Origin of the sequence: Formosa sejongensis, assembly GCF_033447105.1 — a bacterium.
Lineage (GTDB): Bacteria > Bacteroidota > Bacteroidia > Flavobacteriales > Flavobacteriaceae > Formosa.
On sequence record NZ_JAWQUN010000004.1, the window covers coordinates 18,466 to 43,120 of the forward strand.

21 protein-coding genes are annotated in these 24,655 nt (G+C 31.4%); 11 read left to right on the forward strand and 10 right to left on the reverse strand.

The features are described from left to right. Positions 1 to 54: 54 nt before the first annotated feature. Positions 55 to 1,404 carry a sigma-54-dependent transcriptional regulator gene (locus R6X41_RS05770; RefSeq protein WP_318498303.1) on the forward strand — a complete coding sequence of 450 codons (1,350 nt, stop codon included), beginning with the start codon at positions 55 to 57 and terminating at the stop codon, positions 1,402 to 1,404. Here the strand turns inward: R6X41_RS05770 and R6X41_RS05775 are convergent. Further along, positions 1,394 to 3,835, reverse strand: a complete 2,442-nt coding sequence (locus R6X41_RS05775; protein WP_318498305.1) for an ATP-binding protein — start codon at positions 3,833 to 3,835, stop codon at positions 1,394 to 1,396. The genes R6X41_RS05770 and R6X41_RS05775 overlap by 11 nt on opposite strands. A gap of 890 nt (positions 3,836 to 4,725) precedes the next feature. On the opposite strand from R6X41_RS05775, the gene R6X41_RS05780 reads away from it, so the two are divergent. Beyond that, positions 4,726 to 5,388 (forward strand): GH25 family lysozyme, encoded by a 663-nt coding sequence (locus tag R6X41_RS05780; RefSeq protein ID WP_318498307.1) that lies wholly within the window; start codon positions 4,726 to 4,728, stop codon positions 5,386 to 5,388. A 78-nt stretch (positions 5,389 to 5,466) separates the two neighbouring features. Here the strand turns inward: R6X41_RS05780 and R6X41_RS05785 are convergent, their stop codons facing one another. Beyond that, positions 5,467 to 6,129: an HAD family hydrolase gene (locus tag R6X41_RS05785; RefSeq protein WP_318498309.1), complete on the reverse strand. Its 663-nt coding sequence runs from the start codon at positions 6,127 to 6,129 to the stop codon at positions 5,467 to 5,469. A gap of 136 nt (positions 6,130 to 6,265) precedes the next feature. On the opposite strand from R6X41_RS05785, the gene R6X41_RS05790 reads away from it, so the two are divergent. Together R6X41_RS05790 and R6X41_RS05795 are read left to right on the forward strand one after the other, a co-directional pair. Then, on the forward strand, positions 6,266 to 6,442 hold the full coding sequence (locus R6X41_RS05790; protein ID WP_318498311.1) for a hypothetical protein: 177 nt from the start codon (positions 6,266 to 6,268) through the stop codon (positions 6,440 to 6,442). 5 nt (positions 6,443 to 6,447) lie between these two features. Beyond that, positions 6,448 to 6,831, forward strand: coding sequence for a YchJ family protein (locus R6X41_RS05795; protein WP_318498313.1), 384 nt, complete (start codon positions 6,448 to 6,450; stop codon positions 6,829 to 6,831). Between the two features lie 7 nt (positions 6,832 to 6,838). Here the strand turns inward: R6X41_RS05795 and R6X41_RS05800 are convergent, their stop codons facing one another. The 8 genes from R6X41_RS05800 to tsaD form a co-directional block, all read right to left on the reverse strand. After that, on the reverse strand, positions 6,839 to 7,252 hold the full coding sequence (locus R6X41_RS05800) for a DM13 domain-containing protein (protein ID WP_318498315.1): 414 nt from the start codon (positions 7,250 to 7,252) through the stop codon (positions 6,839 to 6,841). Positions 7,253 to 7,320: 68 nt separating this feature from the next. Further along, on the reverse strand, positions 7,321 to 8,499 hold the full coding sequence (locus R6X41_RS05805; protein WP_318498317.1) for a class I SAM-dependent methyltransferase: 1,179 nt from the start codon (positions 8,497 to 8,499) through the stop codon (positions 7,321 to 7,323). 7 nt (positions 8,500 to 8,506) lie between these two features. After that, on the reverse strand, positions 8,507 to 9,592 hold the full coding sequence (locus R6X41_RS05810; protein ID WP_318498319.1) for an AI-2E family transporter: 1,086 nt from the start codon (positions 9,590 to 9,592) through the stop codon (positions 8,507 to 8,509). Between the two features lie 23 nt (positions 9,593 to 9,615). Continuing rightward, positions 9,616 to 10,119 carry a TrmH family RNA methyltransferase gene (locus R6X41_RS05815; protein ID WP_318498320.1) on the reverse strand — a complete coding sequence of 168 codons (504 nt, stop codon included), beginning with the start codon at positions 10,117 to 10,119 and terminating at the stop codon, positions 9,616 to 9,618. A gap of 7 nt (positions 10,120 to 10,126) precedes the next feature. After that, a complete protein-coding gene (locus R6X41_RS05820; RefSeq protein WP_318498322.1) occupies positions 10,127 to 10,768 on the reverse strand; it encodes a DUF4159 domain-containing protein in 642 nt (213 codons plus the stop codon). A gap of 6 nt (positions 10,769 to 10,774) precedes the next feature. Beyond that, positions 10,775 to 11,479, reverse strand: coding sequence for a 16S rRNA (uracil(1498)-N(3))-methyltransferase (locus tag R6X41_RS05825; RefSeq protein WP_318498323.1), 705 nt, complete (start codon positions 11,477 to 11,479; stop codon positions 10,775 to 10,777). Positions 11,480 to 11,482: 3 nt separating this feature from the next. Further along, positions 11,483 to 12,124 carry a peptidylprolyl isomerase gene (locus R6X41_RS05830; protein WP_318498325.1) on the reverse strand — a complete coding sequence of 214 codons (642 nt, stop codon included), beginning with the start codon at positions 12,122 to 12,124 and terminating at the stop codon, positions 11,483 to 11,485. 85 nt (positions 12,125 to 12,209) lie between these two features. Then, positions 12,210 to 13,232 (reverse strand): tRNA (adenosine(37)-N6)-threonylcarbamoyltransferase complex transferase subunit TsaD, encoded by a 1,023-nt coding sequence (gene tsaD / locus R6X41_RS05835; RefSeq protein WP_318498326.1) that lies wholly within the window; start codon positions 13,230 to 13,232, stop codon positions 12,210 to 12,212. A 100-nt stretch (positions 13,233 to 13,332) separates the two neighbouring features. Between tsaD and R6X41_RS05840 the strand changes: the two genes are divergently transcribed. The 7 genes from R6X41_RS05840 (at position 13,333) to R6X41_RS05870 (ending at position 24,654) form a co-directional block, all read left to right on the forward strand. Further along, entirely contained in the window at positions 13,333 to 17,733 is a 4,401-nt protein-coding gene (locus R6X41_RS05840; RefSeq protein WP_318498328.1) for a translocation/assembly module TamB domain-containing protein, read from the forward strand. Positions 17,734 to 17,885: 152 nt separating this feature from the next. Continuing rightward, positions 17,886 to 18,872 (forward strand): 6-phosphofructokinase, encoded by a 987-nt coding sequence (gene pfkA, locus R6X41_RS05845; protein ID WP_318498330.1) that lies wholly within the window; start codon positions 17,886 to 17,888, stop codon positions 18,870 to 18,872. A gap of 16 nt (positions 18,873 to 18,888) precedes the next feature. Next, on the forward strand, positions 18,889 to 19,893 hold the full coding sequence (gap, locus tag R6X41_RS05850; RefSeq protein WP_318498331.1) for a type I glyceraldehyde-3-phosphate dehydrogenase: 1,005 nt from the start codon (positions 18,889 to 18,891) through the stop codon (positions 19,891 to 19,893). A gap of 81 nt (positions 19,894 to 19,974) precedes the next feature. After that, entirely contained in the window at positions 19,975 to 20,838 is an 864-nt protein-coding gene (locus R6X41_RS05855) for a BadF/BadG/BcrA/BcrD ATPase family protein (RefSeq protein ID WP_318498333.1), read from the forward strand. Beyond that, on the forward strand, positions 20,838 to 21,200 hold the full coding sequence (locus R6X41_RS05860; RefSeq protein ID WP_318498335.1) for a methylglyoxal synthase: 363 nt from the start codon (positions 20,838 to 20,840) through the stop codon (positions 21,198 to 21,200). The genes R6X41_RS05855 and R6X41_RS05860 overlap by 1 nt, the downstream gene beginning before the upstream one ends. Positions 21,201 to 21,347: 147 nt before the next feature. Next, the gene (locus R6X41_RS05865; protein WP_318498337.1) at positions 21,348 to 22,094 is read left to right on the forward strand and encodes a YoaK family protein; all 747 of its coding nucleotides are present in this window, start codon (positions 21,348 to 21,350) and stop codon (positions 22,092 to 22,094) included. Positions 22,095 to 22,824: 730 nt separating this feature from the next. Beyond that, a complete protein-coding gene (locus tag R6X41_RS05870; RefSeq protein ID WP_318498339.1) occupies positions 22,825 to 24,654 on the forward strand; it encodes a sodium:proton antiporter in 1,830 nt (609 codons plus the stop codon). Position 24,655 lies beyond the last annotated feature (1 nt).

Consider the following 24,655-nt stretch of genomic DNA (forward strand, 5'->3'; position numbering starts at 1 on the left):
CTCTTTTTTTTGCGTAATTTTATACCATAAATTTTTACAATTTTTTATCATTATATGAAGTCAATCCTTTTAATAGAAGATGATGTTGCTTTTTCTAATATGCTTAAACGCTTTTTAGAAAAACACAATTATGATGTATCCATAAGCTATGGTTTTGAGGATGCAAAAGCTATTATTTTAAAGGAGGATTTTGATTTAATCTTCACAGATTTAAGATTGCCTGATGGAAATGGTTTAGAATTATTAGAGATTGTTAAAAAGCATAAAGATAAAACACCTGTAATTTTAATGACAGGTTATGCAGAAGTTTCAACGGCTGTAAAAGCAATGAAGCAAGGAGCAATCGATTATATTTCGAAACCTTTTAATCAAGATGAAGTGTTACATGTAATAAGTAATGCTTTAAATTCTGAATCTAAAGCATCAAGTGCTCCAAAAGAAATCGAGAAGAAAGTAACCGATACAAGCTCTGAATTTGTTACAGGAATAAGTTCGACTTCAAAAAAATTAAATGAGTATGTTCAGTTAGTTGGACCAACAGATATGTCTGTTTTAATTACAGGCGAAAGTGGTACGGGAAAGGAAGTGGTTGCGAAATCTATTCATAAAACAAGTTCAAGAAAAAATAAACCTTTTATAGCGGTAGATTGTGGTGCTATTCCAAAAGAAATTGCTGCAAGTGAATTTTTTGGACATAAAAAAGGATCGTTTACAGGTGCTATAAACGACAAGAAAGGTCATTTTGAATCGGCTAATTTCGGAACTTTATTTTTAGATGAAGTCGGGAATTTATCTTACGAAAATCAAATTCAATTACTTCGAGCTTTGCAGGAGCGTCGTATAAAGCCTATAGGAAGTAGCGAGGAGATCGAGGTAGACATTAGATTAATTACTGCTACAAACGAAGATTTGTTAAAGGCTGTAGAAAAAGGTTTGTTTCGAGAAGATTTGTATCACAGATTAAATGAATTTACCATTAAAATTCCAAATTTAAACGAACGCAAAGATGATCTCATTATTTTTGCTGATTTCTTTTTAGGCAAAGCAAATGTGCAATTAAATAAAAACGTAATAGGATTTACAGACGACGTTTTAAAAGTATTTCATGACTATCCATGGCCGGGAAATTTAAGAGAATTCGGAAATGTTATTAAACGTGCAACCTTGCTAACTACGGGCGAATTAATAGAACGTAACGTATTACCAGCAGAGTTAACCCAAAGTTCAAATCTTGATGCTGAGCCACTAAAATCCAAAAGTTTTTCTACTAAAGACAACGAAAAAGATTTAATAATTCGTGCCTTAGAACAAGCAAATCACAACAAAACACATGCAGCAAAATTGTTGAATGTTACCAGGAAAACGCTTTATAACAAAATAAAGGAATACAATATTAATCTATAAAACGTTCCATTTCTAGGACAGTTAAATTAGTCTGCTCTTTTAATAATTCAAAAGTTGTATAGAAGTTTTTATCGTTACTATCTTTTAGAGTATCGAAGTATGTTAAGTGAGGAATTACACTTTTAATTTCCAACTGCTTAAACATAGTCAGCATTTTATGACTTGTAGCGTGAATGCTATCTAGGTCTTTATTCTTAATACCTGTTTCAAGAGTTTCTATATTGATTTCTGTTTCATTTAAAAATAATTGTAAGGTGTCTTTTAGAGATTCTATATCGTTATTTAAAAAAGAGCTTATAGGTGTTAAATTAAAATATTCGAACTGCTGTACATCGTCAGTTTTAGAAAGAGAAACGGCTTTTAAATTTGCATTTGGCAACCATTTACTCACCGTTTTTATTAATTCGTCTACGCCATAAGGTTTAAAAATGATATCGGCAAAACCACTTTCTTTATAAACATTTCCTTTTAAATCTTTTCTTCCTGTAGAAGCAATTATTGGTTGATTTTTATAAAAACTAGAGGCTTTTAATGTTTCCATAAAATGAAATCCGTTCATTATGGGTAATTGTATATCCGTAATTACTAAATCGTAAGGTAAATGTTCCATGGCTTTTAAAGCTTCTTTTGCTGTTTCGAAAGCAGTAACATTTAAGTTGTTGTCTTGTAGAATGTCGGATAATAATTGTCTTAAAGAGACATCGTCGTCCACCACAATAACATTTAAATGAGATGCGATAACACGCTTCTTTGGCTTTAATTTAGCAACTGGTTTTATGCTATATTCTATAGGAAGCGATAAAATAAACGTACTTCCTTTTTGCTCTTCACTAATAAAAGATAATTCGCCATTTAGTAAATTTGCTAACTTTTTAGATATGGTTAATCCCAATCCAAATCCTTCATATTTCTTGTCATTTTCGCCTTCAATTTGAGTGAATTCTTCGAAAATTATAGACTGCTTTTCAAGCGGAATACCAATGCCTGTATCGGAAACACGTATTTGAAGTATGGGTTTTCTTTCAGCGTTTTTAAAGGTTTTGGTCTCAATTTTAATTTCACCAGAATCCGTGAATTTATAAGCATTACCTACTAAGTTATAAAGTATCTGGCGTATGCGAAACGGATCTCCAAGTATCGATTTTTCAATATTAGAGGTGTGTTCTACAGTCAATTCAATGTCTTTATCTGGATATACAGATTTCACACTAATCATAACTTCTTCTATAATAGGATTCAATAAAAAAGGAATATTTTCTATAGCGATATTTCCGCGTTCTAATTTCGAAAATTCTAGTAAATCATCTACCAAACTCTTCATGTATTTAGATGCTTTAGAAATCCTATCTATATAATATTTAGACTTAGTATCGTTTGTTATTTTTGCTAGTAAATCACTATAGCCAGTTACGGTGCTTAAAGGTGTACGTAAATCGTGACTCACCATCGATATTAATTGTTCACGACTTTGGAGTAGGGAAGAGGTAAAAGCATTTGCTTTTTCTAGCTCTTTTCTGTATTTCTGACTTTTCCAGAAATCATTTAGAATCACAAAAGAGAATAAAATAATTAAAACCAACCCAATAATAGTCGCGAAAATTAAAATCTTTGTACTTCGTGTTAGAGCAGAATCACGCTGTTCATTAAGTTTTCTAGAATGTTCTAAAATCTCATGTTCCAGATTAAAGAGTAATTTTCTTAAACTTTGAGAGACATTTAAATCACTTTTTAAGAGTGAATTTTCTCTGTCTGATAAATTGTTTTTTTGAGTTAGGGCATCTTTTTTAACTTGGTTAAGCATTTCTCTTGCCGCAACAACAATAGAGTCTAATCGTTTTTCACTTTTGCGATCGTCTTCTTCTTTAGGGCGATATTTATTTAATATTCTAACATATTCTTCTAAGGATGTTTTTTGTTCTGGAGTTAGAGCATTTGGATCTTCTGCAAAATCTCGAATAGTTAATCGGCCAACAGAGCTTTCTATAGTGTTTATTTTTCTTAAAGCAACTTCTATAGATTTTTCAGAGATGTCATCTTCTTTAATACGTTTAAGCGCTTTAATATTTTCAAATTTCACAAAGATTAATTGTTTTACACTATCTAATAAAAGCACTTGATGTTCGTTGTCTAATTTAATTTTTAAACTGTCAATATCTGTATTTAAAAGGCTGTTTTTAGTAACATATAAATCAAACTGAGCTTGAGAGCCACTTTGAATTGCTGCTCTGGCAAAACTTTCATTCTCGTATATATCTGCAATTAAATTTCCAACATTTATAACTTTGTTTCTATCTGTTACATCATCACGTTTTAAATTCAGGAAGTTTTTAATTTCCGAAAAAACGAGTAGGGTTGTAGTAACAGCCACCACAGCTAAAACAATGTAGCCAATAATTACTTTTATAGTTATTTTTCTGTTAGACTTTTCCATGTTGTAAAATTAGTAAATAGAAAGTGGATAAAAGGTATACCAATAGTTTTTGAAGATATTATTTAGGTTAAAAATACCTTATTTAAGGTATTTAATTACATGCTTAAACAATTTACTTTTAAAAAAAAAGTGATGTCTACTAGTTATTAGACTGAAGCCTATTATTTAGAGATTGAAAATTTTGCTTTAATAGCAGAAATGACCACTGTAGAGGTGAAGTAAACACTTAGTATTCCTGAAATTTTAGTTCAAAAGATTGGTTTGTTTCCAAATCCTGTAAGTCAGAATATTTTTAAAAGTTCAAAATAATTCTAGTATTTGTATTAATAAAATTCAATTTTATAGTGTTTTAGTAACGGAAGTGAAAACGGTGATTATTCTAAATATGACTATAGATATTTAAGAATTATCTACAGGAATGTATAGTCTTAAAATCAATAAATATCAAGGTGAATTGTCAAAAAAATTAATGAAATAATAGTAAATTTTTATTTTTTTAAATATAAATTAGACAATATGGTGTGTTTCGATGGCTTTTTGTGATGTGTTTAAAAATTATTTACTTTTATTTCAATTCAAACTTTTTGATAACCAAAGCATTGGAGAAAAGAATCAATAATTACGGAAAAACCGTAAGTCTATTAAATTACTATAGTTTACATTTGTAGTAGCTATTAGTTAATTAGGGGGTATTACTAAGCGGTAATACAAATTAGGCACATGGAATTTCCATGTGTCTTTTTTTTATCCAGATTTAATATATTAGCTTTGTATTCATGGGGAGGAAAAAAGTAATTTTATCTATAATTATAGCGTGTTGTTGCGTGTTCCTTTTGGCTATATATTACTATAGAATCGACCTTAGTATTTTATATTATAGATTAAACCAAGTGCCTAGAACAGCGGTCTCAAAGAACCAATCCATTTTTAAACGCTATCCGCGATCGTTATATGGTGTAGATTTATCTCATTATCAGGGTGAAATAGACTGGGATCAAGTAAATTACATTAACGATAGTATTCCTATTGCATTTATAATTATTAGAGCTACAATGGGCATTGATGGTTTAGATAATGCATATATCACACATTGGGAAACTATTAAAAATAAAGGGTTAATTCGTGGTGCTTACCATTATTACAGACCCAACCAGCATTCTTTAAGTCAGTCAAAACAATTTAAAGAACATGTAAATTTAAAACCCGGAGATTTTCCACCAATTTTAGATATCGAGAATTTATCTACAATTCAATCTATCGAGAATTTAAAAATTGGTATAAAAAAATGGTTGGACGATGTCGAACTTCATTATGGAGTAACTCCAATAATTTATACTGGCGATCATTTTTATCGTAAACATTTAAATACACCTGAATTTGATAAATATCCCATTTGGATTGCAAACTATGGTAATTATACTGAGCCTTTTACACAACCCTGGAATATTTGGCAATTTACAGAACGCGGTCAGATTAATGGAGTGGAAGGGTTTATAGACTTAAATGTTTTTAAAGGAACCTATCCAGATTTAAAAATGTTATTGATAAAGTAGATAATGGACTTCTTCTTTTATAATTCGCTCGGGGTTCTTAAACCAAAAAGGCATAAAATAGATTTAAGAAATAGAATTTTAGTTTTCGAATTCTGTTTTTATGTTTTCATAAGTTATCTCGCTAAAATCTGAAATTAATTTATTAGCTAAATCATATTTCTGATTTTTAGAATGCGGACTCTTATAAGCAACACAATAAATGCCTGCAGTATGAGATGCTTTTATTCCACTTGTAGAATCCTCAATTACCATGCATTCTGAAGGTTTAAAACCAGCAATTTCTGCTGCACGTTCAAAAATTTCTGGATGTGGTTTAGAGGCTTTCAAATCTGCTCCAGAAATTCGACCTTTAAAATATTTATCTAAATCGAATCGCGTAAATACATCGTGAATAGTAATCTGTGAAGCCGAAGAAGCCAAAACTAAAGTGATTCCGTTTTCGTGATAATTCTTAATCAAATCGAGAACGCCTGGCAAAAGGTCTAAATCTGGATCGTTTTTAAAAAGTTTTTGAAAAGATTTTCGTTTAATCTGCACTAATTCTTCAGGGTCGTTTTCTAACTTATAATGGTCGCAAATACCTCTGCAAGTACTAATTGTAGAACGGCCAGTATAGCGTTGGTAATGTTCAAGCGGAACTTCAATATTAACGGCCTTAAACATATCGTAATATGCTTTGTAATGTAATGGTTCGGTATTTACAATTACACCATCCATATCGAATAAAACTGCTTTTAGCATAACATTTTTTTTGCTAAGATATAAAAGCATTTTAGCATAGAGTATAAGAAATCATTAAAAATAAATTGAATTAAATATCATGAATATAGAATCTACGCATTTTTAATATTGTAATTTTGAATCGAAATTATAAATTATGGCTAAAAAGGGTAAAGAAAAGAATACGAAGAATAAAGCGAAGCATACCAAGCTTATGACTCGAAAAAAGAATAAGCTACGCACAGATAAAGAAATGCGTAAGGAACGCTTATATACTATAGTAAAGAAATCGCAAGAAGATCAATCTAACCAAGAAGATCAATCTAAAATTTAAGTCTTATGAAATGTCCGTGTTGCAGTGAAAAATTGTATAAGGACTGTTGTGAAATTGCGCATACCGACATCATGCAAGTGAAAACCGCAGAAGCATTAATGCGTTCTAGATATTCAGCTTTTGTATTTGCAAATGGGGATTATTTAATGCAAAGTCATCATAAAAGTACACGTCCTATAAAAGAGAAAAAAGAAATTGTAAAATGGGCAAAATCTGTAGATTGGATTAAACTGGATGTTATAAAAAGAACAAAAGGTTTAGAAAAAGATACTGAGGGTACAGTAGAATTTAAAGCTATTTTTCAGGAAGATGGCGAATTACAAATGATTCATGAAAACTCTCGCTTCCTTAAAGAAAATGGGTGTTGGTTTTATGTAGACGCACTTTAGAACGCTTTTATTCTAATAATGCGTACCCGAAATTAACCGAAAAATCTACACACCAAACAACAACATATTTATACTTTTCGATATCTACGTTATCAGGTAATGTATACGTGTAATCTCCCTTTAAACCTTGTAAAACACCAAGAGATATATATTCTTTAACCTCTAAGCTATTTGTTAGATACAATTCTAATAACGGTCCGCTATCCGATTTAAAATTGGTAAGTTGCAATTCTGTTCTGTCTGTATTTACTGTTGCCATTCCAGAAGTTGGATGTGCAGCATCTACGAAAGTTCCTAAAAAGGGAGAAGCATCCACTTCTTCTAGTTCCATACTATCAATATCTGAAGAAGAATCATCGCTAGAAGAACAACCTCCTAAACATAGTGCAAAAAGTAAAATGGTTAAATATTTAAATGTCATTTTAAAAGTGTTGGTTTAATTAAATGTCGAAAGTTAAATCGTATGCTTACAAAACACCTTAAAATGAGTTATGCTTTTTTGCAGATAATAACAATTTTATTGGAATTTAAATCTGTAGTAAAAAACAGGTAAACATCACCGCCGTCCGTAATCTTCAATTTTTTTCTTAATTCGGAAACGGAATCCTGGAAGTTTCTTGTCGTTATATTGGCTTTTTTTATACCTTCTTTCTGAATCGCTTTTTTGTTGAAAGGAATTGTCTTTACAATTTTAAAAGTACGACCAGGAAATTCTATTTGTTTTTCTGAAGTATATAAATGAGAATGTTTATGAAGTTTAAAAACATCCAGATGATGCGCTACAGAATTAAATGCTCCAGCCTTTAAAATTGCCGAATTGGGTTCGTAAAGGAAACTTAAAGGCGTACTATATTCTGTGTATAAAGAACCTTCTAAATCCATCGGAAAATCGAAATTTTCAATGGAAGTCTTTGTTAAGTTAGCCGTGTGAATAGAAAAGGAAGTTGATGCATTCTTCTTTAAAACCCATAACAATTCTTTTACATCGTTATTTACTGCAACAATATGTAATGCTTTTACAAATTTTAATTCTTGAATCCCGATTGCAATATCTAGTAATGGAGATGTTTTAACTAAAATATGTTCGGCGTGTTTGAACAATAATTCTAAATGCTCGGGAACATTGGGCAAACAATCATTTAGAAAAAACACTTTACCTTTACTGTCGTGACGACGAGAGGGATCTACATAAATCCAATCGAAAATTTGAGTTGTGTTTTTTAAATAGCTAATACCATCTTCAGGAATGGTTTCAATGTTATCAACTTTTAATTGCAGATAATTATGAGCAACTTTTTCACTTAATTCTGCATTAATTTCACAGTGTATTACCTTTTTAAAACGCTTGGAAAAGGCGAAACAATCTACACCAAAACCACCTGTAACATCTAAAATAGAATCTCCAGAAAGTAAAGATGTTTTATAGTTTGCAGTGCGTTCGGAAGATGTTTGTTCTATATTTAATTTGTTGGGGTAATAAATGTTTGGTGTGTTGTACCAACTTTCTAATTTAGTAAAGCATCTGTTTTTAGCTTCAATTTGCTCTACGATTACTCGTGTTTCTACGCCTTCGAAAGTAGTCCCTTTTAATAGGATTGAAGTGGTGTTAGATTTTAAATTTTCATTTATAAACCTTTGAATTTCAGTATTTAAAATTTCAGTATTCAAGTATAAATTATAAGCCCTTTGTTAGGTGTTTAACAATTAAGTTATCCGATAAAAACTCTTTCAGAATAACCTTTATAGCGGTATAAACAGGAACGGCGATAACCATACCAATAATTCCGAAAAGAATTCCTGCAATAATAATCACTAAAAATATTTCTAAAGGGTGAGATTTTACACTTCTTGAGAATATAATAGGCTGACTAAGAAAATTGTCTATTAACTGCGCAATACAGAACCCTATAAATACATAAACTGTGGTTGGAAGCATAACACTAAAATCGTTTTGCATGTTGCTGGAAAGCGTTAAAACAATCATTAAAATGGCACTAATTAGTGGTCCTATATAAGGTATTAAATTTAGTAGAGCACATAAGAATGCAATAACAATAGCATTGTTAATTCCGAATATAGAAAGTATTATAGAGTAGATTACAAACAAGATGAAAATCTGAATAAGTAGTCCAAGAAAGTATCTTGATAGTAAATGTTTTATTGCATATACTGATTTTTTAACACGAATTTTTTTAGACTCAGGAATAACTAACATAAAACTGTTTTCTAATAATTTTCTGTCTTTAAGTAGGAAAAAAGAGATGAAAAGTACAGAGAAAAAAGCAATACTGAAAGTTCCGAACCCACTTAGAAATGAGTTTAAAAATTCAGGAATAGCGGAGTAATTAAGTTTAGATAATAAATGATAATCTTCTAAAGAATGTTCTAAATAAATGTGTTTTCCTTGCAGATAATCAGAAACTTGCATGTAAATATTATCTAGATTTCCTTGTAACTTATCAATATTTAAGAGCGACAAATTGTGTCCTTGTTCCATAACAAGCGGAACAAACAATAAAATTAATCCAAATAACGAACCAATAATTAGCAACATGGTTAAAATTACAGAAACGGAGTCGTTAAGTTTAAAACGGTTTCTTAAAAATTGAACAAGAGGTGAGCCTGTTATAGAAATTACTGCCGAGATTATAATATAGACAATCACCGATTGTATTTGATGTAAAAGATATAAAATAAGTGCAATTACGATTAAAGTGAAGATCGCTCTTAAAATGCCGTTGGCTAGAGTTTTTGAATTCATGAAGCAAATATATAAATAAACAATTAAATACTTTGTTTGGTTATTTCGTATAAAATGATGTTTGTAGCCTGAACAACATTCATACTACTGTTTAGTCCAAACATATCGATATGTACTACTAAATCTGATTGTTCTAAAAGTGCGTTTGAAACTCCAAAATTTTCATCGCCAATAAGTAATGCAATTGGTTGAGAGGTAGAAAAATTAGACTCGCGAATTGAAACGCTAGAATCTGTGATTTCTAAGGCGATAATAAGGTAGCCATCAGCTTTTAATTTTGTAATAACTTCTGAAACATTCTCTTTCATTTCAAAAGGAACAACTTTTTCTGTCGCTCTTGACGTCTTAGTCATTTTTCGACCTAAAGGAATATAAGGTCCGCAAAGAATTAGTTTTTCAACTCCAAAAGCATCGGCAGTTCTAAATAAACTTCCAATATTAGGTGCATTGGTAACATTGTCGCAAACTAATGTTATGGGGAATGTTTTTTTACTGAATTGGGTATTATAATGATTGAGTTGAGCCATTTAAGCATTAATTATTAAAAACGTAATATATAATATTTGAACCCATTTTAAGAGCTATTTCACGAACATCTTCTGGGTCGTTATGCACTTCTGGATCTTCCCAACCATCGCCTAAATCACTTTCAGTAGTAAAAAGGACAATCATACGTCCTTCAAAAAATAGAGCGGAGGCCTGTGGTCGATTTCCATCATGTTCATGGATTTTAGGTAAACCTTCAGGAAATTGATTAGGTTTCTGAAAAATCTCGTGAGTTGCAGGTAATTCTACTAATTCTTGTTCAGGAAATACATCCTTCAGTGCTTTTGTAATGTAAGGTTTTAATCCGTAGTTATCGTCTATATGAAGAAAGCCTCCAGAAATTAAATAATTTTTTAAATTGATTTTATCAGCATCGTCAAAAAACACATTTCCGTGACCCGTCATATGTACAAAAGGGTATTGAAATAAGTCTGGACTAGCCGTTTCTACACTCTGAACACTAGGGTTTATTCTAGTATTTATGTGGGCATTACAGTATTTTACCAAGTTAGGAAGCGATGTTGGGTTACTGTACCAATCTCCACCACCTTTATATTGTAAAATAGCAACATCTTGTGCAGAAACAAAAGTGGTAACTATACATAAGGTAAAGGCCCAAAAATACTTCATATTTACTTATTCGTTAATTAAAGCTGCGGTATGACAAGCTACAATAGCAGCTGTTTCTGTACGCAACCTAGTGTGTCCCAAAGTTACAGGAATGAAATGGGATTTAAGAGCCAATTCAATTTCTTTTAGACTAAAATCTCCTTCAGGACCTATTAAAATAGTAATATCTGTGTTGGGCTTAATTAACTGCTTTAAAGATTTTTTATTGGTTTCTTCACAATGTGCAATAAAACACGTTCCTGTTTGTTGCTCACTTATAAATGTTTTAAAGGGTATCGGTTCGTTTAAAACTGGAAGATAATAATGTAAAGATTGTTTCATAGCTGACTGTAAGATTTTCTCAAATCTATCCAATTTTACTATTTTACGTTCGCTATGGTCGCAAATAATGGGGGTAATGCTATTGATACCAATCTCAGTAGCTTTTTCTAAAAACCATTCGTAACGATCGTTCATTTTAGTAGGAGCTACTGCCAGATGAATGTTATAATTTCGTGGAGTTTGAAACGCTTTTTCTGTAATTGTAGCTAAACAATTTTTAATATCGGCTAAATTTAATTCAGCAGTAAACAACCATCCTTTACCATTAGTTACGTATAATTTATCACCAGCACTTTTTCTAAGCACTTTTACAATATGTCTACTTTCTTCCTTAGAAAATGCAAGTTGTGTGTTACTTTCGGTAATATCGGGGTTGTAGAATAATTGCATAGTTTAAATGGCTTCGGTTATTTTTACAACCATAATTTCTTCAATAGGTTTTGGTTCTTCAGTCTTTAAAATTATGTAATGCCAATTTCTATCTGGAATATCCACAGTAAAAAGTGTATTTAAATAGTGGTTTTTATTGTTTTTAATCAATTCATTTTCAACTTCAATAGGCATTTTTCCGTCAATAAACCAACCTGTGTCTCCACCACGAGACGCATTTTTATCCATAGAATAGCGTTTAACTAAATCGTAAAAACGTTGCCCTTGGTTATATTTTGAATATATGGTTTGTTTCAATCGTTTTAAATCATTTTCGTTTAAATCATCACTATTTATAAAGATATAACTTGCACGATAATACATAGTTTCGTGTTTGTCTATAACCTTATAAGTGGTTTTATTATATTCGGTTTCGTACACTTTAGTACGTCCGATTGGCGTTTCGAAAAGCTCTTTGGCTAAGGTTGTATTGTGCTTTTCTTTGTTGAAAACGAAATATTTTCCTTTAAGTTTCTTGTTTTTTTTAATAAAAATTTCGGCTTGTTCAGAAGTGGTAATATCTTCTATTGAGCCATTAAAAGAATCTTGGGCATAACATAATACAGAGCTCACTAGAGCGCCTGTTAAAAGTAGGTTTTTTAACATAAAGTAGGTTGATAATGGGGGTTAAATTCAATTTGTATTTGGAGTACAATTATACTAAATTTTAACTAAAATATAGGGGCTTTTTTTAGATTTTTAAACGTGCTGAAGCTGTAATATTAGATTCTGAAAAATCGTGTTCTAAATATTTTAAATAGCCAACAATTGCTATCATAGCTGCATTATCTGTTGTGAATTCAAATTTAGGAACGTAGGTAGTCCAGCCAAATTTTTGTTCACCATCTTTTAATGCTTTTCTAATCCCTGAATTAGCCGATACGCCACCGCCTATAGCAATATGGTTAATGCCGGTTTGTTTACTAGCAAGTTTTAATTTGTCAATTAAAATACCAATAATTGTATATTGAATTGAAGCGCAAACATCGTTTATGTTTTCGCTTATAAAATTTGGATTTGCTTTTGTTTCTCTCTGAATAAAATATAGAATAGCAGTTTTTAATCCTGAAAAACTAAAGTTTAAACCATCTACTTTTGGTTTGGTAAATTTAAAAGCTTTCGGATTTCCTAATTGTGCACGTTTGTCAATTTCTGGGCCCGCAGGATAGCCTAAACCTAAAATTTTTCCACTTTTATCGTAAGCTTCACCAACGGCATCATCTATAGTTTCACCAATAACTTCCATGTTAAAGTGACTCTTCACGATTACAATTTGTGTATGTCCGCCAGAAATAGTCATCGCTAAAAAAGGAAAAGGAGGTTTGTTAAAGCCATCTTCGTCTATAAAATGTGCCAGAATATGACCTTGCATATGGTTTACATCAATTAAGGGAATATCTAATCCATAAGCTAGAGATTTAGCAAAAGATGTTCCAACCAAAAGAGAACCCATTAAACCAGGCCCACGAGTAAAGGCAATAGCACTGAGTTGATCTTTTGAAATATTAGCTTTTGTAAGCGCTTGATGTACCACAGGAACTATATTTTGCTGATGTGCTCTTGATGCAAGTTCTGGAACCACACCACCAAATTCTTCGTGTATACTTTGGTTCGCAACAACATTACTTAATATTTTTCCGTTGTGTATTACAGAAGCTGCAGTATCGTCGCAAGAGGACTCAATTCCTAATATGTAAATATTTTCTGAATGCATTAGAATGTATTAGAAGTATTGTTATTTTTGGTTCAAAGTTATAAATTTAAAACGTATCAAAAAATTTTTAAAAATACTATCCAAACTAGCTGCTATCATTTTGCTGCTCTTTGTTATTTTAATTCTGATTTTAGCGATTCCAGGAGTGCAAACACGATTGGGAAAATATGCAACGTCAAGATTAAACGAATCTTATAACACGCATATAAATATAGGTGCTGTTGGGCTTCATTTTAATGGGGAAGTACAGATTAAAAATGTGTATATAGAAGATTATAAGCAGGATACCTTAATTAGCGCCAAACTTTTAGAGACACATATTGTTAATTTTAGGAATTTGTATAATGGCAGATTAGTGTTTTCTGAAATTGCATTAACCGATTTAGATTTTAATATAAAAACCTATAAAGACGAACTGCAAACCAATTTAGATATTTTTGTAGCCCGATTTGATAAAGATCCTAACGACGATACACCAAATAATTTCTTGATGTCGTCTAGCGATGTGTCTATATATAAAGGTAGGTTTACGTTTGTAAATGAAAATTTAGAAACTCCACAGGTTATGGTTTTTAATGATATTACCATAAATGCTTCCAATTTTTTAATTCATGGACCCAAAGTGTCTACACGTATAAATACTTTGGAGTTTACAGATAGTAGAGGACTCCATATAGATAATATGAGTACTAATTTTGCATATACGTTAAACGATATTACGTTTGCTAATTTAGATTTAAGGACTGCAGAATCGACCTTAAAAGGAGATGTTAGATTTGATTTCGATAGAGAAGATCTTCAGTATTTTACAGATAAGGTTCGTGTGAATGCAAGTATTACTTCAGCCGATTTAGGGTTAAACGACCTAAATTATTTTATTAATGAATTTGGAGTGAATCAGCGTGCAGAATTCTCTGTATTATTAACCGGAACTTTAAACGATTTAAATCTTGATGAATTAAAATTTAAAACCAATCGTAATTCTCAAATTGTAGGAGATTTAAACATTAAAAACTTGTTTAACAGATCCGATAATAACTTTTATATGAAAGGGAATTTCTCGAGATTGTCCTCCACATATAAAGATTTAGTTACCCTATTGCCAAATATTCTTGGAGAAACTATTCCTTCAAGCTTCGATAAGTTAGGGAATTTTAATATTACAGGAAGCACAGAATTAACAACAACTAGAATCGATGCCGATTTAAACATACAAACATCATTAGGTTTAATAGAACCGGATTTAGTTTTAACTAATATCGATAACATAGATAAAGCTACTTATAAAGGGAATATAATTGTTACCGATTTTGATTTAGGAACGTATTTAGATAACCCAAAATTGAATAAAACATCGTTAGACGTAGATGTAGATGGAAGCGGATTTACAGAAATAAATGTAAATAGCAAGGTTAAAGGAAAAGTATTTTATATGGATTTCAATGATTATTCCTATAAAAATATCGACGTTTCAGGAAATTTTAAAAGCAGTGTATATAACGGTAATTTAGTGAGTAACGATCCAAATTTTAAATTGGAATTTAATGGTATTGCCGATTTTTCTAAAAAAACGAAAGTAGTAGATTTTGTTGCTAATGTACAGTATGCCGACTTGATACAACTAAATTTCGTGAAAAACGATACGGTTTCTATCTTTAAAGGATTGGTCGAAATGAAAGCTGCAGGAACGTCTATAAACGATGTTGAAGGTCTTATTTCTATTTCTGATGCCAACTACCTTAATGAACACGATAATTATGTTTTCGATGATTTTAATATAACATCAGTATTTGAAGATTCCATTCGTCATGTCACAGTCGATTCTCCTGATATTATTGAAGGAGAAATGAGTGGGATTTTCAGATTTAGAGATATTGGTATCATGTTCGAAAATGCTATTGGTAGTATTTACAGTAATTTTGATGCTCAATTCATTAAAGAAAATCAATACTTAGATTTTAATTTTACAATTTATAATAAAATTGTAGAAGTGTTCTACCCCGACATAAAGCTAGGTAAAAACACCTTCGTAAAAGGGCATGTACAAAGTAACCAGGAATCGGTGAATTTTAAATTCAAATCTCCAGAAATTAGACTGTACGATTATTTTGCTAGTGATATAGAAATCGATATTAATAATACAAATCCTTTGTATAATACCTATGTAGAGATAGATAGTATAAAAACTAAATTTTATAATATCTCTAGGTTTAATCTGGTAAATAAAACATTGAATGACACCCTGTTTATGCGTACTGAATTCCAAGGAGGAAAACGCAATGACGATGTTTATAATTTAAATTTTTACCATACTATTAATGCCAAGAATAATTCTGTTCTAGGATTTAAAAAGTCTGATGTTACTTTTAAAAATAGCACTTGGTACATTAATGAAGAACGAGATACCTTAAACAAAGTAGAGTTTTCAAAAGATTTAAAGAATATTAATATCCATAAATTAATCATGTCTTTAGACGATGAAGTTATTACTTTGGGTGGATTCTTAAAAGATTCGGTTGCAAAAGATTTACTGCTCACCTTCGATATGGTAGATTTAGCGAAAGTAACGCCTCAATTTGATAGTTTAAACCTGGGTGGTATATTAAATGGTAAGATTGATATTCTACAGCAAAACGGACATTATTTACCAAGTTCAGATGTATCCATAGATTTTTTAGAAGTGAATGGTTATAAGCTGGGATCGTTTACTGGGAATATTACAGGAAACGAGAATCTAACGCGATATTTTGTTAATGCTAAAATTAAGAACGATGAACAAAATTCGTTTTTGGCCATTGGTTATATAGATGCTTTAAATAATGAATCATATATAGATGTCGATTTAAAATTTGAAGATTTCGATCTAAAACCATTTAGTCCGTTAGGAAAAGATGTTATTAACGATATTAGAGGGTATATTTCTGGTGACGCTAAACTTATTGGGAACTTAAAAAAACCATCCATAGAAGGGGTTTTAGATTTGCGTGAAGCAGGTTTGCAGGTTCCTATATTAAATACCAATTATAATTTTGCCGATGGATCTCGGGTATTATTAAAAGATCAAGAATTTGTTTTTGATGATATAAAAATAACCGATAATGTTTTCGAAACCAAAGGGGTTTTAGCAGGTTTTATAAAACATCATAATTTTTCCGATTGGGAATTGGGTTTAGATATTAAAACCGATCGCTTACTGGTTTTAAATACAGACGATTCTGAAGATGCCCTGTATTACGGAACAGGTTTTATTAGCGGTAGTGCTACTATTTTTGGTCCAACAGAAGAGTTAGTTATCTCTGTAGTTGCAGAAACTAAGGAAGGTACGGTTTTTAAAATACCAATGAATGATTCAGAATCTTTTGGAGATAATTCGTTTATACATTTTTTAACTGCTGAAGAAAAACAGGCAAAGTTAGAAGGAAGAGAACTTGTTATTAAAGATATTAAAGGATTAGAATTAGATTTTGATTTGGACGTTAATAACAATGCACAAATCGAAATTGTTATGGATCGCGATTCCGGAAGTACCATTAAAGGCCGTGGAATAGGAGGCTTGCTAATTGAAATTAATACAACAGGAAAATTTAAAATTTATGGTGACTTTTCTGTGTTTCAAGGTGTGTACAATTTTATGTATGGAGGATTAATTCAGAAAGAATTTAATGTGCAACCCGGAGGGACTATCGCCTGGGATGGAGATCCGTTAGCGGCAAGAATAGATCTTAAAGCGATTTATAAAACACAAGCAAATCCATCGCCTCTTTTAGATAATCCTATAAATAAAAGTATACCAATAAATTTAGAAATAGAGTTAACCAATCAGTTAGAAAAACCAGAAGTTAATTTTGGTTTCGAATTTCCAAATGTGAATTCTACTGTAAAATCTGAACTTAATTATAAATTAGAGTCTAAAGAAGATCGTGATAATCAAGCTTTGTATTTATTAACCACAGGATCTTTTGCAAGTGGTTTATCAGGAATTAATCCTTATGGTACTTTAACAGAGCGATTAAATGGTATTGTGAATGGATTGTTTTCTGATGGTGATAATAAACTAAATATCGGACTGAATTACGAGTTGGGGGAAAGTAATCCAGATTATCAAACCGATGATAGGTTTGGAGTAACGCTACAAACTCAAATTAGCGACCGTGTAATGATTAATGGAAATGTAGATGTACCTGTTGGTGGTGTAAGCCAAACTGTAATTGCAGGAGATATAGAAGTTAACTTTTTACTTAACGAAGAAGGGACATTAACCGCAAGTGTTTTTAACCGAGAAAACAGTATTCAAGATTTTGGTGAAGAAATTGGTTATACTCAAGGTGTAGGAATTTCATATAATGTCGATTTTGATACTTTTAAAGAGTTACTTCATAAAATATTAAAAGGAGAAAAGAACAAAAATGATTCCGAAAACTCAGAAAATCAGACTCCAAATTCTGAAAGTGTTATTCCCGATTCTATTAATATGAAACCAGAAAAATCAGACGAAAAATAGGGTCAGATTTCCTCATTTAATTAATTAATAAATAAGTTTTTAACTTTTTTACCAATTCAAACGTTATAGTTTAATACCCATTGTTAAAAAGTCTTAAAAGTGGTTTTTTATGTTGAATATCTTTAGTAGATTAGCTAATAAATCAATACAACATGTCAAAAACCATTAAAAAAATAGGTGTTTTAACATCCGGAGGCGATTCTCCTGGAATGAATGCTGGAATTCGTGCGGTAGTCAGAACATGTGCTTTTCATAATATAGAGTGTGTAGGAATTGTACAAGGTTATCAAGGTATGATTCGTGGTGAATTCATTAATATGGATGCTCGTAGTGTAAAAGGAATCATTAATAAAGGTGGTACCATTTTAAAAACTGCAAGATCTAAAGACTTCATGACCAAAGAAGGCCGACAACAAGCTTACGAAAACTTAAAAAAAGAAGGCGTAGATGCTTTAGTTGTTATTGGTGGTGATGGAAGTTTTACTGGAGCTATGGTTTTTAGTTCAGAATTCGATATGCCAGTAATGGGAATCCCAGGAACAATTGATAACGACATTTTTGGAACTACTCATACATTAGGATACGATACAGCTTTAAATACAGTGGTAGAAGTTATCGATAAGATTAGAGATACCGCGAGTTCTCACGACCGTTTATTCTTTGTAGAAGTTATGGGACGCGATGTTGGGCATATTGCTCTAAACGTTGGTGTTGCTGGAGGAGCAGAAGAGGTATTAATACCAGAAGAAAATTTAGGATTAGATAGATTATTAGAATCTTTACATAGAAGTAAAGCCTCTGGAAAATCATCAAGTATAGTAGTCGTTGCAGAAGGCGATAAAATTGGTAAAAACGTATTTGAATTAAAGGACTATGTAGATGAACACATGTCGGAATATGAGGTACGTGTTTCTGTTTTAGGACATATGCAACGTGGAGGTTCACCATCGTGCTTCGACCGTGTATTGGCAAGTCGTATGGGAGTAAAAGCAGTAGAAAGTTTGTTAGAAGGAAAAACAAATTACATGGTCGGTTTATTAAACGATGTCATGTCTTTAACACCTTTAGATCAAGCTATAAAAGGTCAGTCGAAAATTAACTTAGAATTATTGCGTGTGTCAGATATTATGACCACTTAAACATTAAATTAAGAATATGTCAAAATTAAAAATTGGAATTAACGGATTTGGTAGAATAGGTAGAATTGCTTTTAGAGTAGCAGTAACAAGACCTGATATTCAAGTAGTAGGTATTAATGACTTGTTAGATGTAGATCATTTAGCTTACTTATTAAAATACGATTCTGTACACGGGCAATTTGATGGAACTATTTCAACTAAAAACGGAAATTTAGTAGTAAACGGTAACGAAATTAGAATTACTGCAGAACGTAACCCAGAAGATTTAAAATGGGATGCTGTAGAAGCTGAAGTTGTTTTAGATTGTACAGGTATTTTTACTTCATTAGAAGGTGCACAAAAGCACATTACTGCTGGAGCTAAAAAAGTAGCTATTTCTGCACCATCTGGAGATGCTCCAATGTTTGTAATGGGAGTAAACCATAAAGATGTAAAAGCAACTGATACAATTGTATCTAATGCATCTTGTACAACTAACTGTTTAGCGCCTTTAGCTAAAGTTATTAACGATAAATTTGGTATCGTAGAAGGATTAATGACAACTGTACATGCTGCAACTGCAACACAATTCACAGTAGATGGTCCATCTAAAAAAGATTACAGATTAGGTCGTGCGTCTTTAAACAACATCGTGCCTGCATCAACTGGAGCTGCTAAAGCTGTAGGTAAAGTAATTCCTGAATTAAATGGGAAATTAACAGGTATGGCTTTTAGAGTACCAACTGTTGATGTATCTGTTGTAGATTTAACTTGTCGTATCGAGAAGAGTGCTTCTTGGGATGAAATTAAAGCTGCTTTAAAAGATGCTTCTGAAAATGAATTAAAAGGTATTTTAGGTTATACTGAAGAAGGTGTAGTATCTCAAGATTTCGTATCTGAGCCAAAAACAAGTACATTCGATGCTAACGCAAGTATGGCATTAAATGATAACTTTATTAAATTAGTTTCTTGGTATGATAATGAATATGGTTACTCAACTAAATTAATTGATTTAGCGCAACACATTGCATCAGTAAAATAATTTATATTCATTAATAATAACTCCACAGAGTTATTGTGTATTAAGCACAGTATTCTGTGGAGTTTTTTTATACCTAAACTTATGATTTTAATAGTTGATAGTGGTTCTACAAAATCTGATTGGATAGCTGTAGATAAAAATGGGAAACAACTTCTCGAAAAAGTAAGAACAAACGGTCTAAACCCTGCAATTCTTTCTGAAAAGAAATTAAAAAAAATTATTAAAAAAAGTGAAGTTTTAAGCGAGTACAAAAAAGACGTTACTCATGTGTTTTTTTACGGAGCAGGTTGTGGAACAGATAAACCTAAACAACAATTAAAAGATGTTTTAGAAGGCTTTTTTGAAAACGCAGAAGTTACTGTCGATGAAGATACTATGGCAGCTGTGTATTCTACAATTAATACACCAACAGAAGCCGCTGTGGTTTGTATTTTAGGTACAGGTTCTAACTGTAGTTATTTCGATGGTACAAAAATACACCAACGTGTAAAATCTTTAGGGTGGAGTTTAATGGACGACGCTAGTGGGAATTACTTTGGAAAACAATTAATTCGCGATTACTATTTTAATAATATGCCAGAAACAATTCGTGTAGCTATGGCAGATAAATATAATTTGGAAGCAGATTATATTAAATATAATATTTATAAGCAACCTAATCCTAATGCATTTTTAGCATCGTTTGCTGAGTTTATGTTCTTAAATAAAGATTCAGAATACATTCAGAATTTAATTAAAAATGGAATTAGATTGTTTGCTAACAACCAAATTTTACAATTTAAAGAAGAAATTAAAACAGTACCAGTTCATTTTGCAGGTTCAATAGCTTATTTTGCTAAAGCTGAAATATTAGAAGTTGCGAAAGAAATGAATTTTACTGTCGGTAATTTTGCCAGACGTCCAATTGAAGGTTTAGCGAAATTTCATACTCAAGATATAGAATAATGGAAATTGCAATTATCGCTCACGATGGTAAGAAAGCTGAAATGGTTCAGTTTTTAAATGAGAATCGTGAAGTTTTAGATCAAAAAAATATCTCATTAATTTCTACAGGAACAACAGGTCAAAAAGTTGAGAAAGCAGGTTTTAAAGTTACTCCATATCTATCTGGTCCTTTAGGTGGAGATGCTCAAATCGCTGCTCGAGTAGCAGAAGGCTTGTGTCATATGGTATTGTTTTTTAGAGATCCTCTAGAAAAGCATCCTCACGAACCAGATATTTTTATGCTTATGAGAATTTGCGATGTGCACGATGTGCCATTAGCAACAAATCCAGCAACAGCAGAATTACTTATCAAAGCTTTATAATACTTAAAAAAAATCTCATATAGAGATTTTTTTTTGCATTATCCTTAAAGTGTAATAAATTACATTTTCAACTATATTACCTTAGTTTCTTAATTCAAAATTACTCTAAAATTATAGCACAATACTAATTAAACATAACAAAAATACATGTTTAGACATCAAGGCAAAAGTCGTACTTTAAAACATAACCTACGTATAGCAACGGTCTTATCTTTTGTGGCGGGAATTGTAAATGTAACGGGTTTTTTAGCTTTTAAACAATTAACAACCAACGTAACAGGGCATTTTGCGTTGTTTATATATGATGTTGCCAATTTAGATTTTTGGAAAGGCACCATATATTTTCTTTATATTTTCGCTTTCCTATTTGGTTCCTTTCTGTCTAGTTTTTTAATCGATAAATTTAAAGAGAATAAAAAGCTTAATGTTTTTGTATTACCATCACTTATAGAAGCTATAATTCTAATATCTATCGGACTGTTCAGTAATATTGTTGAAATTAAATATCCAGATTTAATTATCTGTTTATTGCTTTTTGCGATGGGACTTCAAAACTCTTTTGTAACAAAAATTTCGAACGCTGTAGTAAGAACAACCCACTTAACAGGACTATTTACAGATTTAGGTATAGACTTGTCTCATTTATTGTTTCCTAAACTACATCCTAATAGAGAAAAATTAAAATCGAATATTAAATTACGAGTTTTTATTATTCTATTCTTTTTTACTGGTGGATTTATAGGTGGATTCTTGTACTCTGAATTGAATTTAAAACTGAATACCTTAATTTTTGCAGCTCTTATTTTGATTTTAAGCCTGTATTTTGACGATTTTAGATATAAACTGATTAAAACTAGAAGGAAATATATGCAGGTGATGTTGCCCAAGAAGTAGGTTATTTAAGTATTTAATTGGAAAAAGAGTAAAGAAATTAATTGAGATTCACAGATTGGTAGTAAGATAAAACTCTACTTGAAAACCTTGTAAACAGAAACTATCTGAGAAGGGAAATTGTTTTTTTTGCATAAAAATAAGCCTGATTATAATTATATGTAGGAAACATAAGGTGGTGTTTAAACGTAACCATAATATATTTGTTTAATACGGTCTGGGAGATTTTGTAATTGAATTTTAATAATAAATAAAAGCAAAATATGATATTCAGTTCTTGGTTTTATCCAGGTGTTACAAGCTTCCTTTTTCAATTTAACACTTGGGTTTATAGAACATTTTAGACTGTTGCTACAATTGGAGTTAGTTGTCAAACTTGGAATAAACGAAACCTTAACTTTTAAGTCCGATTATATGAGTAATAAACAGAATACTAAATTTATTAAGTGTTAGGTTTATTTTCTAATAAGAATAAAATCCAAACCGAACTTCAACTAGTACTAAATAAAGTATAGTAAATTGTATAATGGACTGTGTTTAGACCATTAATAATCTCATTTGAGTTAATAAAAACTAATTTGTGTACATGAATTTTTCTTAATTTAGATTTTAGTAAAAACAGAAAAGGCTTGATTAAAAACTGACTTTGAATTACTAAATAGGAGCATAACTGCTTAGAAATAAATTTAAAAGAACTCTTTAGCTAAGTTTTAAAACAAATGCTATTGCACTTATGACCACCGAGATCATTATCATATTTGGTATATTGGGATTGAGCCTCGTTTTTTTTGCGCTCGAGCTTTTCTCTATTGATAAAATTTCCATTTTCGTTTTGGCTTCGCTTCTTATATGTGGTTTTCTATCTCCCGAAGAGGCACTTACAGGCTTTAGTAATACCGCCACCATTACCATTCTTATGCTCATGATTATTGCTACGGCCATGGAGCAAAATGGAGTAATTAATATGTTGTCCGAATCAATGACTGTACTCAAGGGTTTACCTCTTTTGATACTCACTCCTGTAATTATGCTTGTTGTGGCAAGTATATCTGCATTTATTAGTACTACCGCAGTGGTAATTGTTTTTGTGAAACTTACTAACGAGCTGCATCAACGCTTTGGGATTTCTCAATCGAAACTTTTATTACCTATCTCTTTTGCTGGTATTTTAGGAGGGAGTTGTACGTTAATGGGCACATCGACCAACTTGATTGTAAATGCAATTGCAGAACAAAGTGGCGTTTCTAAACTATCTTTTTTCGAATTTACAAACTACGGACTTATTTTCCTTGGAGTAGGAGTAGTGGTAGTTACGGCATTGTCATTTTTACTGCCTTACGATTCTAAGAACACTAAAGAATTCGAAAAGGAGCTTCAAGATTTTATTACTAAACTCTGTATTAATAAGGAGTCGACTTTAATAGGTAAGACTATTGGGGAAACTTTTTTATTTACTAATCCTGATATTCAATTGCTTAAAATGACGCGTGATGGTATGACAACGAATGCGCCTGGAAAATATATAACCCTAAAAGAAGGGGATATTCTTCTTGTTAATTCTAGCATGGACAATCTTCTAAAAGCGAAGGAAACAGAAGGAATCACTTTATTTAATGAATCTAAAACAGAGGAAAGTGATATTGAAGAAAATCTAGATAATGAGGAAAAAGTAAAACAATCTTCAAAGAAAGAAACTCATATTGTAGAGCTTTTAATTTTACCAAATTCTGAGTTATTAGGCAAGCGCCTTGGCGATATAAAACCAGCAATGATTATGGAGGCTATTCCGCTAGCTATTAAAAAGCGTATTAATATCCGTAATACAAAAGAGCGATTAATAAGAAAGCGTGAAGATAAAATTAGGCTAAAGGTAAGTGATAGACTGCTAATTCAAATAAACGACGATGAAGTAGATAAATTGGAAAGTATCGATCACGTTGTTGTGATGCAGCAATTATCGAGCAGTACGTTTCCTAATACACGTAAAAAATATATCTCATTAGCTATTTTACTTATTACTATAGGACTAGCAGCGAGCGGCTTATTTCCGATTGTAAAAAGTACAATTGTTGGCGTTTTTCTCTTACTGGTTTTTAATTGCTTAAAATTAAATACAGTTTATAAGGAAGTAAATTGGGAAGTCATTTTCTTGCTTGCAGGCCTAATTCCCATAGGTATTGCCATGAAAAACACTGGAGCAGAAGCTTGGCTGTCAGAAAATTTAATTGGTTTGCTTCAAGGTGAAAGTCCTATGCTAGTCATCGCTTCATTGTTTGGGATTACCATGCTCTTTAGTGGCGTTATTTCTAATAATGCAACTGCTATTATCATGATGCCAATAGCACTATCTGTTGCGGCAGGTTTAAACTTAGATCCCAAGTTCTTTATTTTGTCTATCTTATTTGCTGCTAATTTCAGTTTCTTTACACCCATGGGTTACCAAACCAATACTATTATTTATGGGTTGGGTATTTATTCTTTCCGTCATTTTGCAATTATAGGAGGTATATTATCTGCGATAATATGGGCCTTGGCTACATTTATGTTTTCAGCGGAGATGTAGT

Bases quoted from the DNA above. Each gene is read 5' to 3' on its own strand.
- pfkA (WP_318498330.1), top strand. From the start codon at position 17,886: ATGTCAAAAACCATTAAAAAAATAGGTGTTTTAACATCCGGAGGCGAT.
- R6X41_RS05825 (WP_318498323.1), bottom strand. From the start codon at position 11,479: ATGCAATTATTCTACAACCCCGATATTACCGAAAGTAACACACAACTT.
- R6X41_RS05820 (WP_318498322.1), bottom strand. From the start codon at position 10,768: ATGAAGTATTTTTGGGCCTTTACCTTATGTATAGTTACCACTTTTGTT.
- R6X41_RS05865 (WP_318498337.1), top strand. From the start codon at position 21,348: ATGTTTAGACATCAAGGCAAAAGTCGTACTTTAAAACATAACCTACGT.
- R6X41_RS05815 (WP_318498320.1), bottom strand. From the start codon at position 10,119: ATGGCTCAACTCAATCATTATAATACCCAATTCAGTAAAAAAACATTC.
- R6X41_RS05810 (WP_318498319.1), bottom strand. From the start codon at position 9,592: ATGAATTCAAAAACTCTAGCCAACGGCATTTTAAGAGCGATCTTCACT.
- R6X41_RS05775 (WP_318498305.1), bottom strand. From the start codon at position 3,835: ATGGAAAAGTCTAACAGAAAAATAACTATAAAAGTAATTATTGGCTAC.
- R6X41_RS05785 (WP_318498309.1), bottom strand. From the start codon at position 6,129: ATGCTAAAAGCAGTTTTATTCGATATGGATGGTGTAATTGTAAATACC.
- tsaD (WP_318498326.1), bottom strand. From the start codon at position 13,232: ATGCATTCAGAAAATATTTACATATTAGGAATTGAGTCCTCTTGCGAC.
- R6X41_RS05830 (WP_318498325.1), bottom strand. From the start codon at position 12,124: ATGTTAAAAAACCTACTTTTAACAGGCGCTCTAGTGAGCTCTGTATTA.
- R6X41_RS05795 (WP_318498313.1), top strand. From the start codon at position 6,448: ATGAAATGTCCGTGTTGCAGTGAAAAATTGTATAAGGACTGTTGTGAA.
- R6X41_RS05790 (WP_318498311.1), top strand. From the start codon at position 6,266: ATGGCTAAAAAGGGTAAAGAAAAGAATACGAAGAATAAAGCGAAGCAT.
- R6X41_RS05770 (WP_318498303.1), top strand. From the start codon at position 55: ATGAAGTCAATCCTTTTAATAGAAGATGATGTTGCTTTTTCTAATATG.
- R6X41_RS05860 (WP_318498335.1), top strand. From the start codon at position 20,838: ATGGAAATTGCAATTATCGCTCACGATGGTAAGAAAGCTGAAATGGTT.
- R6X41_RS05855 (WP_318498333.1), top strand. From the start codon at position 19,975: ATGATTTTAATAGTTGATAGTGGTTCTACAAAATCTGATTGGATAGCT.
- R6X41_RS05870 (WP_318498339.1), top strand. From the start codon at position 22,825: ATGACCACCGAGATCATTATCATATTTGGTATATTGGGATTGAGCCTC.
- R6X41_RS05800 (WP_318498315.1), bottom strand. From the start codon at position 7,252: ATGACATTTAAATATTTAACCATTTTACTTTTTGCACTATGTTTAGGA.
- gap (WP_318498331.1), top strand. From the start codon at position 18,889: ATGTCAAAATTAAAAATTGGAATTAACGGATTTGGTAGAATAGGTAGA.